13 protein-coding genes are annotated in these 15814 nt (G+C 41.4%); 7 read left to right on the plus strand and 6 right to left on the minus strand.

Features of this window, described 5'->3' with window-relative positions; translation table 11 throughout:
- Positions 1 to 36: 36 nt before the first annotated feature.
- From FN809_RS11285 to FN809_RS11310, 6 genes are all read right to left on the minus strand, one after another.
- Entirely contained in the window at positions 37 to 1341 is a 1305-nt protein-coding gene (locus FN809_RS11285) for an HlyD family secretion protein (protein WP_142533623.1), read from the minus strand.
- A gap of 20 nt (positions 1342 to 1361) precedes the next feature.
- Complete coding sequence (locus tag FN809_RS11290; RefSeq protein WP_221929412.1) at positions 1362 to 3551, minus strand: peptidase domain-containing ABC transporter; 2190 nt, start codon at positions 3549 to 3551, stop codon at positions 1362 to 1364.
- 20 nt (positions 3552 to 3571) lie between these two features.
- Entirely contained in the window at positions 3572 to 5017 is a 1446-nt protein-coding gene (locus FN809_RS11295; RefSeq protein WP_185957544.1) for a pepsin/retropepsin-like aspartic protease family protein, read from the minus strand.
- A complete protein-coding gene (locus FN809_RS11300) occupies positions 5004 to 5375 on the minus strand; it encodes a hypothetical protein (RefSeq protein ID WP_142533625.1) in 372 nt (123 codons plus the stop codon). The genes FN809_RS11295 and FN809_RS11300 overlap by 14 nt, the downstream gene beginning before the upstream one ends.
- 540 nt (positions 5376 to 5915) lie before the next feature.
- Positions 5916 to 7475 (minus strand): glycosyltransferase, encoded by a 1560-nt coding sequence (locus FN809_RS11305; protein ID WP_142533626.1) that lies wholly within the window; start codon positions 7473 to 7475, stop codon positions 5916 to 5918.
- A gap of 91 nt (positions 7476 to 7566) precedes the next feature.
- Complete coding sequence (locus FN809_RS11310; protein WP_142533627.1) at positions 7567 to 8841, minus strand: hypothetical protein; 1275 nt, start codon at positions 8839 to 8841, stop codon at positions 7567 to 7569.
- Positions 8842 to 9079: 238 nt separating this feature from the next.
- Between FN809_RS11310 and FN809_RS11315 the strand changes: the two genes are divergently transcribed.
- From FN809_RS11315 to trpB, 7 genes are all read left to right on the plus strand, one after another.
- Positions 9080 to 9271, plus strand: coding sequence for a hypothetical protein (locus FN809_RS11315; protein WP_142533628.1), 192 nt, complete (start codon positions 9080 to 9082; stop codon positions 9269 to 9271).
- A gap of 270 nt (positions 9272 to 9541) precedes the next feature.
- Positions 9542 to 10957, plus strand: coding sequence for an anthranilate synthase component I family protein (locus tag FN809_RS11320; protein WP_142533629.1), 1416 nt, complete (start codon positions 9542 to 9544; stop codon positions 10955 to 10957).
- Positions 10958 to 11140: 183 nt separating this feature from the next.
- Positions 11141 to 11713 carry an anthranilate synthase component II gene (locus FN809_RS11325; RefSeq protein ID WP_142533630.1) on the plus strand — a complete coding sequence of 191 codons (573 nt, stop codon included), beginning with the start codon at positions 11141 to 11143 and terminating at the stop codon, positions 11711 to 11713.
- A gap of 102 nt (positions 11714 to 11815) precedes the next feature.
- The gene (gene trpD, locus FN809_RS11330; protein ID WP_142533631.1) at positions 11816 to 12808 is read left to right on the plus strand and encodes an anthranilate phosphoribosyltransferase; all 993 of its coding nucleotides are present in this window, start codon (positions 11816 to 11818) and stop codon (positions 12806 to 12808) included.
- Positions 12805 to 13596, plus strand: coding sequence for an indole-3-glycerol phosphate synthase TrpC (gene trpC, locus FN809_RS11335; protein WP_142533632.1), 792 nt, complete (start codon positions 12805 to 12807; stop codon positions 13594 to 13596). Before trpD ends, trpC begins: the two co-directional genes overlap by 4 nt.
- Positions 13593 to 14225 (plus strand): phosphoribosylanthranilate isomerase, encoded by a 633-nt coding sequence (locus FN809_RS11340; protein WP_142533633.1) that lies wholly within the window; start codon positions 13593 to 13595, stop codon positions 14223 to 14225. The genes trpC and FN809_RS11340 overlap by 4 nt, the downstream gene beginning before the upstream one ends.
- A 400-nt stretch (positions 14226 to 14625) precedes the next feature.
- Entirely contained in the window at positions 14626 to 15813 is a 1188-nt protein-coding gene (trpB, locus tag FN809_RS11345; RefSeq protein ID WP_142533634.1) for a tryptophan synthase subunit beta, read from the plus strand.
- Position 15814: the final 1 nt, after the last annotated feature.

Here is a 15814-nt window from a genome sequence, read left to right on the forward strand (position 1 = left end):
CGCTCCGCTAAAAAAACAAAGCATGCGCAATAATATCTACATTTGTACTTTCTCCTCAAAAACCGCCCTGAGGGGGTTGAAAAAGCGCATCAGCAAACTCAAATCATCGGTTAAAATTTCTGCACTGCCCATTAACTGTTGCACCCTGGGCAGCTTTTCGCCGTAAGATGTAACAAGGCCGTCGGCGAGAACCACGTCGGCACTGTACAGCAATTCGTTGGGGACTTTTGAGATGCCGGACAAATGGCCAACGAGCATCCCGAACTCCTGATAAGGGTAATTGTGCAATTTAATATTCACGCGTTGCCCTTCCTTAACTTTCCCTGAATTTTGAATAGGGAATTGCAAACGCACTTTTACTTTCATGGAGTCGTCGGGAACGACGGAGAGAACCATTTCGCCGGTTTTAACGTTTTGGTTGCGGCTCCAAAAAGTGGTAAAACTCACAATGCCGTCAACGGGGGCCACAATCAAATAATTTTGTTTCCAGGCTTCTATCCGCGACTTTAACAAGTATATGTTTTGAGTCAATCGTACAACAAATTGTTGTTTGTCGGCTTTGTGTTTCAGTTCCATCTTTGTTAAATCATAACCCAGTTGTTCCAATGCCGCGCTACTATTCACAATATCTATATCCATATCTACCAATACCGATCTAAATTGGAGTATGTTCTGATAACTTTGTTCATATTCGCTTTCGGCAATCAGCTCTTGGTCAAATATAATGGAGTCGCGCCTGTATCTCTTTTCGGCCAGTTTAAATTGCTGTTCTAACAAAGTCCTTTTTTGTATCAATTGATGCAGATACTCCCGCTGAACGATTTCTTTTTTACGCAACGATTTATGCTCCTCTTCAAAAAAGCCCGAATTAAGGAAGCGATACAATTCGGTATAATTGATAATCAGTTCGGAATAGTTTTGTTGAATGTCGCCCAATACGAGCTTATCCTTAAAAAACGACGGATGCCGGACTGTTGAATCAACATTGTTTAAGGTAATGGAGTCGAGCATTGAAATATAATCAGTCAATACCCTAATATCTTTAAACCTGGCCGTTGATTCCAATAGGATAAGTACCTTATCTTTTACAACGCTTTGACCTTCCTCAACAAATACCTCTTCAATTTTACCATTCATCCGGGCCATAAGATTAGCGGGCGGGTTTATGCTTGTAATCTCAGCGGATGCGGGTACTATGTCAGGGTACTTTACAAAACCCGACACCACAATAATCAACATTAAAAATAGGAAGAAGAAGCTTACCCCCCATCTCATTATCCGCGACGGGCGATAATTATAAATCTTATCTCTGTATATCTGTCTTAACTGAACATCTGACATAACTCACTTTTTTGAATCTATTAATCTAATTCGAGTTGGTTGGCCACCAGGTTATAGTAAATTCCTTTTAGCTTTATCAGTTCCTCGTGTGTGCCCTGTTCAGCAACCCTTCCTTTATCTAGGACCACAATATTGTGGGCATTTTTTACCGTGCTCAGGCGATGAGCAATTACGATGGCCGTTTTGCCTTCCAGTATTTTTTCCAGGTTCTTCGATATTTTTCGTTCGTTATTGGCATCGAGGGAGTTGGTTGCCTCGTCCAGGAAAATAAAATCGGGGTCTTTATAAATGGCCCTGGCAATAAGTATCCGTTGCTTCTGCCCCTGGCTCACGCCGGACCCATTTGTGCCTAATGGCGTATAAAGCTTGAGCGGACGCTCGTTGACAAACTCCTCGATGTTGGCCAATCGGATGGCGCTGAGCAATTGCTTTTTATCCACATTCGTATCTTCATCTTCCAGGGTAATGTTGTATAAAATAGTATCGTTAAAAAGCTTGCCGTCCTGTAAAACGGCACCGCATGTGTTGCGCCACCTGTAAAGTTCAATACTGTCTAACGGCACGCCGCCAATATCAATTTCGCCTTGTGTGGGATCGTAAAACCGCAATAGTATTTTTATCAGCGTGGTTTTACCGCTTCCGCTCTCTCCAACTATAGCCGTAACCTTGCCTTGGGGTATGTGTAAATTAATATTATCCAATACCTTGTTTAGGTTGGGGTTATAATGAAAATCCAGTCCCCTTATGTCAATCCCCTTATCTAAGGGAACGGGCATATTAGATTTCGATTGCTCCGGCTCCTCGTCCAGGATGACTTCGTTAACGCGTTTGAGGCTGATTTTTGCAAATTGCAACGAATGTACAAAGCCTATCATACTTTTGATGGGCGCATTTAACTGGCCCAAAATATATTGGGCCGCCATCATCATCCCCAGGGTCATTGTGCCCTCAATTACGTTGAGCGCAGCAATATAGGTAATGAATATACCCTGCGTATGTATAATAAATGTGGCGCCGGTTGCCTCTATCTGGTTTAGGTCCATATTTTTTACCCTTAAGCCATATATTTTGTAGCGGCTAAATTCCCATTTCCAACGGCGCCGGTTGGCTATGTTGTTCACCTTTATCTCGTTTATGCTTTCCAATAGCTCCAATAGCTCGTTTTGGTTTGTTGTACGCGACTCAAAAAGTTGGTTGTCCAATTTTTTGCGTTGCTTTAAAAACAGGAATATCCATCCGGTATAAACAGCATTGCCAATCATAAACACCATAAACATATTGCTCTCGTAGTAGAGCATCAGCAAGCTGTAAACAATGAACAGCAGTATGTTGATAAAAATGCCCAAAAAGGTGGACATGATAAACGATTGGATGCGGTCGTGATCGGCAATACGCGTCAACAGGTCGCTGACCATTTTTCGTTCGAAAAACGGAATGGGCAAGCGCAATGTTTTACGCAAAAAATCGCTTACCATGCTCATATTTACGCGCTCCGAAATGTACAGCATTAAACGGCTTTGAATAAATCCCGATGCCATGGAACTAATGGCAAGGATAAGCCCGGCTGCCAACATGATGTTGATAAACTGGATGTTGCCCGATCCAATACCAAAATCAACGATGGCCTGCGAAATAAAGGGCGAAAGCAAACCGATAAAAATGCCGGCCACCATCCCCACGATAACTTGTGCCAGGTATTTATGGTGCGGCTTCAGGTATTTCATAAAGTGCCGGAACGATGCTTTGGTCTCTGTATCTTCCTGATCGTAAAACTCCGGGGTGGGCTCCAGCACCAAAACGGCGCCCACGCCATTGGGCATTTCCCATGCCTCCCTAAATTCTTTGTACTTATAGCTTATCAGTCCCTGTGCAGGGTCCGAAACATAAATTTTGTTGCGGGTTATTTTATACACCACCACAAAATGTTTTTGTTTCCAATGTACCACCAGGGGCAAGGGCATTTTTGCAATAAAATCCTCAAAGCCCACCTTGATAGCCAGGGTGCGGAAGCCCATATCCTCGGCCGCTCGTCCAATATCGAACAGCGAAACACCCTCGCGGGTGATATAACAACGATCGCGCAGGTATTTTAATGAAAAGGTTTTACGGTAATACCTGGAGATAATCTTCAGGCAAGCCGGCCCGCAATCCATCTGGTCGTGTTGTATGTAGGTGGGGAACTGAGTTATTTTATGCAATGATTTTCTCACATTAGGGGCTTATATTTTTATTATTCATGTCTATTTATAATGTGTAGATAATATTCTCCAATTTCTGTTTCTTGTCTTTTTATCCAATCAAATAGTGGCGATTCATTTATTAACAATGGATAATTGATAAATGTATCAGGAAGTTCGACGACCTCATTTTTTTGTAACTTTTTTAAGACAACACCATCTTTACCTTTTACCTTTATTACATTGTAGTCATTTTCAAAATAAAACTCGGCCATTACTTTTCTATAATTAGAAGCTACAAACCTGTGGTATTTATCTTCTTTGACCATCCTATCGTGAAAATAAGAACTATTTCTTTTATAAACTTCATTGTTATTAATTTCCAGCACGGTATCGCCAAGGCTAATGCCTGGTTCCAGATTATTGCGTAAATGAGAGATGATGGGTTGTATATTATAATTGGAAATGCCCACCCCTGATGAATTAATAAAGTAATTGATATTCTTGTAATAATCAGTTGTTTTATATTGCTGTTTTTCACCAAAATAAATTCTTTGGTTTATATAGTCGATGATTACATTGTGAAAACGTTTTAAAAAATCAAGCCCCAATACGGTGTCTTTATTAGAATTGATTTGGATCATTTCACCTTCAAAAGTATGGCTGGCTACTTCGAGACCGGCGATGGAATAATAGACCTGCTTTTCATAAAGAATATCATTTTTTTCAAAAATATTATTCCCTGCATTTTTCCCAAGGACATCCCATTTTTGTAAGTGATGTAGTTTGTTTTTAAGTGCGCTTTGGTCTTTGTTAATCAGTGCAAACCCTGACAGTCCTGTATCTATAATAAAATCAGTTTCAATCCCATTTACTTGAACTGTAATTACAGGACGCTTGTTTTTGAGCCTAAACGGAATGCCCGGAAGTTTTGGTTTAAACCTCTCGATAGAGTCCGTTATTTGAATGTGTTTGTTGGCAAAATCAATTTTCCATATCAAATTTTCCAGAATATCCCCTCCTAATAAACCATCATAATGCCTGATTGGGTAACTTAAGAAATGACAATTGGAAAACTCAATTTCAGAAAGCATAAAATTGTCAATTAAAACTTCTGCTGCTTCAAATGTATTACCGTCAATATCTTCAAAAACACTATTTTTTTTTAAATCATGCGAAGGAATATTTGTATTAATCATTGTTCCATCTGCCCCTGTATCAAACCCGAACGTATATTGTTTGCCGTTAATAATACATTTTGTAAATATTGTTGTCCCTTCCTGATTAAATATGAGTGGAATTGTATCTGTTTTATTGTTTAGTTGAAACGTCATAGCACTTGGTTGCTTTCTCGAGCCAGAGGTGCAAGCAAACAAAATTACAAATGAGAGTGAAATGCAAAGATTTACCCAAAGGTGTTTTTTAGTTTTTAATATTGCCATAACTTTTAAAATTAAAGCAGGGGGTAACCCCCTGCTTATTACTTTAGTTGCCACCATAAAAATGTGTAATTCCAGTTGGACCATACGTAGTTCCATTCGCACCAATAGAATCAGCTCTCTGAATATGAGTGGAATCCGGTGCCGGCTGACTACCGTTGTTAATAATTGTTGTATTGTTGAAACCGACAGTAGTGGTCGTATTATTGTTTATACCACTGTTGCCACTGTTGTTTCCACCTCCATCATCTTGGCCACTGCCTGAACCATACGCTACTGCTGCTCCAACTATCAACCGATACAACCATGCTGGTGGGGCTGCACCTCCTATCAAAGTCATCTGTTCATTTTCTCCAATCATAGGAAACTCATCCTTTATCCTGTTAATTCTCAGTTTTTTCAATTTTCTCTTTTCCATAATGTTTTATTTTTTTCCGAACCATTCATAGGCTGTATTTTATGAATAAAGTTCAGATAAACCCCGACTTAGTTGAAGTTAAACTTTTTTCTTAAAAAGTTTCTACTGAACCTTAGTCGCTGTTGTAGACAGAAATAATTCTCTAATTATTTGGGAGGGATTCATAAATCGTTTTCACATTTCCACTTACGCAGCAAATGCCAAGCTATCGGCCTGTTGCTGGCATGGCGCGCCAGGCTTGGCCATGGCAAACAGGTAAATATTTTTTACCTGTCCGCATCCATCTTTATTTTTCTATCTTTGCCAACAACTGCATTAGTTTGTGGTTTATTATTATGTGCGAACCGGGGTGTAGGTGGCAAGCCGGCTCCGGTTCTTTATTTTAGCCCAAATAATTGACTACGTCGAACGTTGTTTCAAGAATTATTCCTACCTCCGGTAGCGACTAAGTTTCACTAATAATTTTTTTCAAAAATTAAAGTTCAGCTATATCGGGGCTAACCTGAACTTTATTCATATTTTTGACAGTTTATGAATAGTTCAGGTTAGTTTTATTTTATCCAATTCGTATAGATTTGATGTGTCGTCCAACAGATAATCATAACCCGGCAAATCCTGATTTTTATCTTCCTCAATATACATCCGGTGTTTTTTTACGCGATTCGATTCTTTAAGTGATCCGTGGTCTTTGAACAAGACTTTACTGATTAGGATGTTTTTAAAATAGGGACATGCGGCAAAATGAAGTTTCTTTTTATGTGTACTTATGCTGGCATGACCAATGGGCCTGAACATCCTGTAAATTTTTAGGACACCCTTATCGGAATAGGGAAGACCTTTGTAGATGTCCTTGTTCCCCCATAGGTACACCCCACTAAAAGCCACCACATCAACCTTCGGGTCATCCTCAAAGGCTGCAAAATCCACAAAGCGTTTATCAAAACGTTCGTCGATGTCCATAAAACAAAGCCACTCGGCTTTAAAAAAGGAAGCCAGGTTGAGCAGAATGTTACGGTTTTCCAAATCGTTAAAGCCATCCCGCTTTTTCTTTGCTTTTAGCAGTATTTTATCATGTTGTGCCAGTTCCCAGGTGTCGTCGGTACTTTCGTCGTCTAATACAATAATGCCGTCGAAGTATTTGGTCATATCTTTTAGAAAGCCGGGCATAAACTCCGTTTCGTTATAGGCCTGGCAAAGGAGCAGTTTTTTGTGCTTTTTAGTAAAAACGGCAGGGTCTTTTATTTCATGTTCCATGAAGCCCTCAAGGTATTTGCGGCACATTTCTTCGGCGTAGATGTTGTTTTGCCAATCGTAAACTACCTTGTTAAACTCCCTACCCCAGCTATTGCCATTAACTTTTGCACGAACAGGATAATAAAACGTTTTTAATTCTTTGGCACTAAAACTATTGGTTTTGGCAAAGCGCTCCTTCATCATGAGTTTTTCTTCGCGGTGGAGAGATTTTGCGTGGGGCACCTTTAATTGCTTGATGCCGGCCATATGCAATCGCCTGCGGATATTGTCATCCTCGCCACCCCAAACCTTAAACTGTTCATCGAAGGCACCTATTTGTTCCATTGCTGTTTTTTCAACCATAAGGCTACCATAATGCATCCAATCAAACTGGTGCAGGTTATGGGGTGTTACTTGGCTGTTATTTTCCACAAAGGCTACTGTTCCCGTTGCGTAATGGCCCGGATAGTTTTCCAACAGTTGCCTGAGTTGAAAAATAACATCGGTATGAAATTCCACTTCCGGGTCGGATATCAGGATGTACTTTTTTGTGGCGTGGCGGATGCCCACGTTCAGCACGGGAGCATGATTTCGTGGCTCATGCGGCTGCGTGTTTACAATTACTTTCCAATTGATGAACGGATAGTTTTTTATCAATTCAAGTAAACCCTCCTGCTCTGTGGGTTCATCCATTACAACAAGCACTTCGATACCGTTGCGTTGCAGGTAAGGGGCATTCTTTGGTAGCACTTTTTTAAATGCCCCCAGCTTACGATAGAATGACATGACCACGCTTACCTCAAAGTTATGGGCTACGCTCTGGTTAAATTGTTGAATTGCGCGGTATGATTTCTTTTTACTGTTCATGTGTTCAAAATTTAGCAGGTTTCTGACAACTAGTCCAATCATTAATCAGGCCTCCCGAGTAGCCTAATTATTTGCTCCGGCCATGCCGGTTTCATGTGGCAACTAAAATTTTTTCATGAACCAAATCTTGGACAAATTCTGCGAACATTTCAGGTTCTTCTTCATATCCACTTGCTGTCAGTGCTTTTTTCATCTCTATCCCTTTACCAAAAAGGTGTATAATTTCCGCCTCTTCTTTTTCAAAATGGCTGTGTACATATCCGGTTTGGATATTGTTTAGTACATATTTATCCTGCGTGAGCAGCAGTAGTTGCCACGCACCTGATAATTTGAGTTTCATGGTCCAAAAATCATTTTTCAACTGCTCGTGGGTATTTACTGTACGTTGTAAAAAGTCCAGCAAGGCCTTCTCTTGTTTTGCAGATTCTTTTTTAAGTAACTGGTGGTTTTCTTTTACCATTTTATTTACCCGCTCACTTCCCCATTCCAATAGGTCAAGCACATTGTCCATCAATAGTTTTTCGGGGATGTGCTCACCCAGTTCGCCGCCTATCCTGCCCTGAAAATGATTATGATACTGAACTAGAAAGTTCTCCCGGTTTAATAACCCCCCATAGCCTCGCTCCCCGGCAACAATTACCGGTTTGCCTAAAGCGATTGCCTTTAGGGCGGCATTGCTACTACCGACCACTATGTCCGTTTCGGCAATCAAATGATCTATATCGATTCCTTTTTGGGCTATGACTTTAATATTAGGATTCAGCATTTTACGCAGCGCCATATTGTCCGAAACAACTTTGATGTCGAAGTTCAACAATTTATTTAGCCAGGGGGCTATTTGATAAAAAGGAGAAAAGAAGAGGTTCTGATGATGGATAATGACCAGTACCCTGGGCTTGTTCGAATTGTTTAGACGATACTTTTTAAAGGCCGGTATGGTAACAGCGATTCGCCATGGAAATACAATATCTTGCTGTAAGAGCATTGCCGGAAAATTACGGGGTGGGGTAATAAGTACTAATTTGTTTACATGCCTCTGGTTCATGGGATATTCCTTGGCAAAAGTTTGAGCATCCATCATGCAAACCGTTGGAATATCATTTCGCTTGGCCAAGGCTTTAAGCTGCCCGCTACCTGTTGTATTGTAGGTAAGCATTAGGTCGTAATGCGCTAGTTTAAGTTTATTTGGTTCACTAAAGGTTAGCTGTTTGATCGCACTTAGCGAATTATCCGTTAAATTAATTCGCCTGTTCTTTCGCAGTGCTAAGGTGGGTTCGCTCCCACTACGAGCCAGCACGCCTAATATGGTATTCAGCATGTTGGCATCATCATCGGTTCGGATATGGCCTAGGAAAAGAATATTCATCAGGATTAGGTTTCAATTTTTACATTACCGTTTTTGATATTATGTTCAGATTGAAATATAAGAATTTGTTTGATATAATAAAACAGATGTAATTAAATTGTGTCCTCTATTTTAACTTATTCCTGACAAGCCAAGCTCAAGTTATTTAATAAAAACATTGAAAATGAAGTAACTTAATTAAGGGTTAATACGTACAAAATTTTAGTTGGAAGTCTTTATTAACCAAAACTACTTTATCATGTTAGAGCATCAGAAAAAAGTTTTGTTGGGTCTGGCAAAAAACCCTTATCAGTTCCGGAAGGAGATTATCAAATCCTTTGGATGGTTGAACCGGGAACAAGCTGAAGATTTATACAACTGGGTAAAAAAGGAAATGGGTTCGTATTATACGCAGTTGGTACATGAAGCACTGTACAGCATGTCCGCTTAAATTAATATGAAAAAAAACAGCTGTGTGACAAATTAAATTTTGATATTACAAAAAATATCGTAAAATTTGCGGTCGTTAACAATTCATAAGTAAATGACAGCAATTACAAACAAAATAGCAATGAGCAATACATGGTGGTGGCACTGGCTTTTTCTGAACTCGGAGAGGTGAGACGCTGCGCTATTATAAATTAAAAATATTAAAATGGCTTGCCGATACTTCGGTAAGCCATTTTTTTTATGCTAAAATCTATTTAAAAAACACAAAGGAATGAAATCGATAAATATTATTAGCACAGCTCAAAAGGTTCCTGCCAATATAGCCGATATTATTACTCCGGTAAGTATTTACATGAAACTGCGCGATTTATACCCCGGCACCATCTTGCTCGAAAGCTCCGATTATCATGGTAACACCAATTCGCAATCTTTTATCTGCTTTGAGCCCATGGCCGAGTTTAAGGTCGCACAGGGAGATGTAGAAGTGCTGCTGCCCTGTGGAACCATTGTTAAAGGCGAAAAGCCCGAGGTAAAAGACATACCTGCACAATTGGATGATTTTTTAAACATGTTTAACGTGGTAGGTGCGAAAAATGGCCCTAAGGTAAACGGTGTATTTGGATATTCATCGTACGATGCCGTTCAGCATTTTGAATCCATTACCTTTAAAAATGAGGTGTCGCCCGAATATGAGATTCCGGAGATACGATATAATTATTACAGGTACATCCTCGCGTTCGACCATTTTACCAATCAGCTTAACCTGATTGAAAACTTGCCTGAAAACGAAGAGAGCAAATGGGTATCCATAATGGATTTGTTATACAACCGTACGGTGCCCGGCTTTAAATTTCAGCCCGATGGTAATGAGGTGTCCAACAACACCGACGAGGAATATATCGATATGGTAAAAAAAGGAATAGACCATTGTTTTAAGGGCGATGTATTTCAGCTGGTGCTGTCGCGGCAGTTCAAGCGTAAATATATTGGCGATGAGTTTAACGTATATCGGGCACTGCGCAACATTAATCCCTCACCCTATCTTTATTTTTTTGATTATGGAGGGTATAAAATCTTAGGCTCCTCGCCCGAAGCACAGCTGATTATCGATAAGGGCGAGGCGACCATCAATCCCATTGCAGGTACCTTTAAACGCACTGGAAAGGATATTAAGGATCGCGAGCTGGCCGAGCAGCTAAGCAACGACCCCAAAGAAAATGCCGAGCATGTGATGTTGGTGGATTTAGCGCGAAACGACCTAAGCCGCAACTGCGAAAAAGTGAGGGTAAAAACCTATAAGGAAGTGCAGTATTATTCGCACGTGTTGCACCTGGTTTCGGATGTTAGAGGCCAGCTGAAACAAGGTGCCAACACCTGCCGGGTGATGGCAGATACCTTTCCGGCCGGCACCCTTTCCGGAGCACCCAAATACAGGGCTATGGAATTGATTGATAGATATGAAAATCAAAATCGTAGTTATTATGGAGGATGCATTGGCATGTTGGGCTTTGATGGTTCTTTTAATCAAGCCATTATGATTCGTTCCTTTCTATGTAAAAACAATACCTTATTCTATCAGGCTGGTGCGGGCATTGTGTCGCAATCAGTGCCTGAAAACGAACTGGCCGAAGTAAATAATAAATTGGGCGCTCTTAAAAAAGCAGTTGAACTGGCCACCGAGTTTTAAAGTACGCATTGACGCTGTAAATTATCCATATTAATGCAAGTTAGCATACAAAAGAATAGCCTATTCCGTTTAGCGGGAATAAAAATAACGCCGTGTCTCTGTGCCTTTGTGTTCACAGCTCCACTTTGCTACAGTCAGGTTATCTAATAATCTCTAATCTAACAATCTCATATCTATTTAAAGATGAAAAAAATATTAGTTCTCGACAATTACGATTCCTTCACCTACAACCTTGTTCATTACATCGAGGAGATTGTAGGCCACAATATTGATGTGTTCCGTAACGATCAAATATCCCTGGATGATGTGGTACCATACGACAAGATTTTGCTTTCGCCGGGGCCGGGCGTACCAAAAGATGCCGGCATATTGATTCCCTTGATAAAAAAATATGGCAGCAGTAAAAGTATTCTGGGTGTTTGTCTGGGGCATCAGGGTATTGCCGAAGCGTACGGTGGTTCCATATTAAACCTCCCAAGCGTATATCACGGTGTAGCCACCTCCGTAAGCATTACCGATGATTCGGAACCGCTGTTTAAGGAGGTGCCCAACACGATAAATGCAGGCCGGTATCATTCGTGGGCTGTAAACGAAAAGGATTTGCCTGGGTGTTTTCAGGTAACATCGCGCGACGACCAAGGCGAGATAATGAGTATGCGCCATAAAAAGTATGATTTGCGCGGAGTACAGTTTCATCCGGAATCCATCCTTACCGAACACGGCAAAACAATGATGCGAAACTGGTTAGCAATTTAGTATTGCGAGCGCGACTCAAATTCGCACCCGTAATCGGCTAAGCAATTCAATCATCTCTTTTTATCTATAATCTCTTGTCTCATTATCTAACCGTCTAAATCAATGAAAGAAATACTAAAAAGACTCTTTGAGCACAAAACGCTAACGCAAGCCGAAGCCAAAGAGGTACTCATCAACATAGCGCGCGAAAAATACAACAGCTCTCAAGTTGTTGCCTTTCTCTCGGTTTATATGATGCGGCCCATCAGCGTGCAGGAATTGGGTGGTTTTAGGGATGCGCTGTTGGAGCTTTGTCGTCGCATTGACCTCTCGGAGTTTGATGCCATTGACATTGTGGGAACCGGCGGCGACGGAAAAAACACCTTTAATATTTCTACCTTGTCGTCGTTTGTTGTGGCCGGGGCGGGCTACAAAGTTACCAAGCACGGTAATTATGGGGTGTCCTCGGCCTGCGGTTCATCCAACGTAATGGAATATTTAGGCTATCAATTCACTGCCAAATCGGACGCCTTGAAAAGACAAGCCGACAAGGCCGGTATTTGCTTTTTACATGCGCCCTTATTTCATCCGGCCATGAAAGCTGTAGCCCCTTACAGAAAAGATTTGGGACTAAAAACCTTTTTTAACATGCTGGGGCCCTTAGTTAATCCGTCCTTTCCTAAAAGTCAGTTCCTTGGTGTTTATAGCTTGCAGTTGGCACGTTTGTATCAATATCTTTTTCAGGATACCGATAATAATTATGCCATCATCCATAGTTTAGACGGTTATGATGAAATTTCGCTGACCGGAGATTTTAAAGCCATCACCAACCTGGGTGAGCAGCTATTTTCGCCGGAGCAATTGGGTTTTGAAAGATTGAAGCAAGAGGATATCTTTGGTGGTGATACGGTGTCTGAGGCAGCCAAAATTTTTACCGACATTTTAAACGGCAACGGCACCTCCACACAGAACGCGGCTGTATTTGCCAACGCAGCGATGGCCATACAATGTATCGACAAAAACAAAACCATAGAAGAAGCTATTGGCTTAGCCAAAGAATCTTTGCTATCGGGTAGTGCCAGGAAGGTTTTACAAACTTTAATAAACGTACAATGAATATCTTAGATAAAATAGTTGCCCGCAAAAAGATAGAGGTTGCACAGCAGCAAGACTACACTTCTATTGAGAAGCTTAAAACCTACGATTTCTTTAAAAAAGAGGTGCCTTCGTTAAAAAGTTATTTGCATGACGACAAACACAACGGAATTATTTCAGAATTTAAAAGAAGCTCACCGTCCAAAGGGGTCATCAACAGTTTGTCAACTGTTGAGCAGGTGATTCCATTATATGAAAAGGCTGGTGTAAGCGGTATTTCCGTGCTCACTGATTCGGAGTTCTTCGGAGGTAACAAAAGCGATTTGGTGGTCGCACGCAAGGTGAGTACCGTACCTGTTTTACGAAAAGATTTTATGATTGCGGACTATCAGATTTATGAAGCTAAGGCCATAGGTGCCAGTGCCATATTGTTAATCGCTGCCATACTATCCCATAACCAGGCCCTTCAAATGTCGCAATTGGCTAAGGATTTGGGTCTGGATATTTTAATGGAGGTGCACAATAAGGAGGAGCTCGACATTGTAAATCCCATGGTAGATGTAGTGGGGGTGAACAACCGAAACCTAAAAACATTTGAGGTGAGCTTGCAGCAAAGTATCGATTTAGCTGCCGCCATGCCCTCCGATGTGGTTAAAATATCCGAGAGTGGAATTTATTCCGTAGAAGATATTTTACTGTTGAGGCAGCATGGTTTCCGGGGATTTTTGATAGGTGAGAACTTTATGCGCACCAAAAATCCCGGACAAGCCTGTATTGATTTTTCCGAAAGCATTAAACAAAAGGCATGAAGCACATCCCAAAAATAAAAGTATGTGGAATGCGCGATGCCACAAATATCCAAGCCATTGCGGAGCTTAATCCGGATTACTTGGGCTTTATTTTTTACCCAAAATCGCCCCGCTACCTGGACACTGATTTTGCGCCGGAAATCATACATCACCTGCCCCAAGGCATAAAACGTACCGGTGTTTTTGTAAATACCACAGAACAGATAATCAAAGACGCTGTTATAAAATATGGCTTGCATGCCGTTCAGTTGCATGGAAACGAATCGCCGGAGTTTTGCCTTAAAGCAAAGCAAATGGGTGTGGAAGTAATCAAAGCTTTTCAAATTGATGAGCACTTTGATTTTAACACCCTCAGCAATTATACTAAGGCCTGCGACTTTTATCTTTTTGATACAAAAACAAAAGCCTACGGTGGCAGCGGACAAAAATTCGATTGGCGAATACTGGAAAAATACGATAAGCAAAAACCGATATTCTTAAGCGGGGGAATTACAGCGGAGGATGTACCAGTTATATTAAATTTACCGCAACTTAATATTTATGCCGTAGATATCAACAGCAAATTTGAAATAAAACCCGGGTTGAAAGATGTGGACTTGGTAAAGGGTTTTATTAGGAGGATGAGGTAAAGATACAATAGCCATTGGATGAAGATTGCGAAGCAAAGTTTATCTGTTAGCAGTCTTTGGTATTTGGAGAAGCTTTTTTTGTTAAACAACTTCTTTCCCAATGTAATTAGTGCATAAGAGGTTTTAATTAGTAGAGGGCTAACTTCCGCCTCAGAGAATTTCCGTGAATAAAATCAGCTTAGGTGGCGTTGAAAAATCCGGGCTGTTTGAACGTAGTGAGTTTCCGGATTTTAGCCAACTAATCTGATTTTTAACAAATTATCTGCAGCGGCGGCCTTTTTTGCTTACTTTTTGGGGCTGTAGCCAAAAAGTAAGAGCCTGTGCGGCTTGAGCACTAAATAAATATTTAAACGTGTTACCGGGCAACAGTATAAAGTAATAATGTAAAAAATGACCAACAATGAAATCAAAATATAACGCAGACGAACAAGGGATGTATGGCCGTTTTGGCGGTGCGTGGATTCCGGAAATGTTACAACCCAATATTGATAATCTTAGAAAGGTTTACCTGGATATTATCAACACAGCGGAGTTTCAAAAGGAATATGTGGCACTGCTAAAGGATTACGTAGGGCGCCCTACGCCTTTGTATTATGCCAAACGATTGTCGCAAAAATACAATACCCACGTATATTTAAAGCGCGAGGATTTGAATCATACCGGGGCGCACAAAATAAACAACACCATAGGGCAGATATTGGTGGCACGCAAGATGGGCAAAAAAAGGATTATTGCCGAAACAGGTGCCGGACAACATGGGGTGGCCACAGCTACAGCATGTGCTTTGATGGGCTTGCAATGCGTGGTTTATATGGGTGCACTCGATATTGAGCGTCAGGCTCCCAATGTAGCACGTATGAAAATGCTGGGTGCCCAAGTAATAGCTGCCACTTCGGGCAATCAAACCCTAAAAGATGCTACTAACGAGGCCTTGCGCGATTGGATATGCCATCCCGAAGATACCTTTTATATCATTGGCTCCGTTGTGGGACCGCATCCTTATCCCGATATGGTGACACGCTTCCAGAGCATCATCAGCCAGGAGCTTAAAGCGCAGTTTAAAGAAAAAACAGGCAGCGAATATCCCGATTATGTGGTGGCCTGTGTAGGGGGCGGCAGCAATGCCTCCGGTAGTTTTTATCATTTTCTGGATGATGAGCAGGTAAAGCTGGTGGCCGTGGAAGCTTCGGGTTTAGGCATCCATTCGGGCGAAACGGCTGCAACCATTGCCTTAGGCGAGGTGGGTATCATCCACGGAAGCAAGACATTTTTAATGCAGGACGAGGATGGACAGATAGTGGAGCCTTACTCCATTTCGGCAGGCCTGGACTATCCCGGCATAGGTCCGCAACATGCGCATTTAAAGGATACCGATAGAGCCATCTTTTTAGATGCCACCGACCAGGAGGCGCTGGATTTTGCGCTGGAAGTCACCCGTCTGGAGGGAATCATCCCGGCCATGGAATCGGCACATGCTTTTGTTGCGCTCACCAAATTAAATATTGCCCCGGAGCAATCGGTAGTTATCACCATGTCAGGGCGGGGCGATAAGGATATGAGTACCTACATGGAGCGTTTTAAACTTTAAA

Origin of the sequence: Saccharicrinis carchari (genome assembly GCF_900182605.1) — a bacterium.
Classification (GTDB): domain Bacteria; phylum Bacteroidota; class Bacteroidia; order Bacteroidales; family Marinilabiliaceae; genus Saccharicrinis; species Saccharicrinis carchari.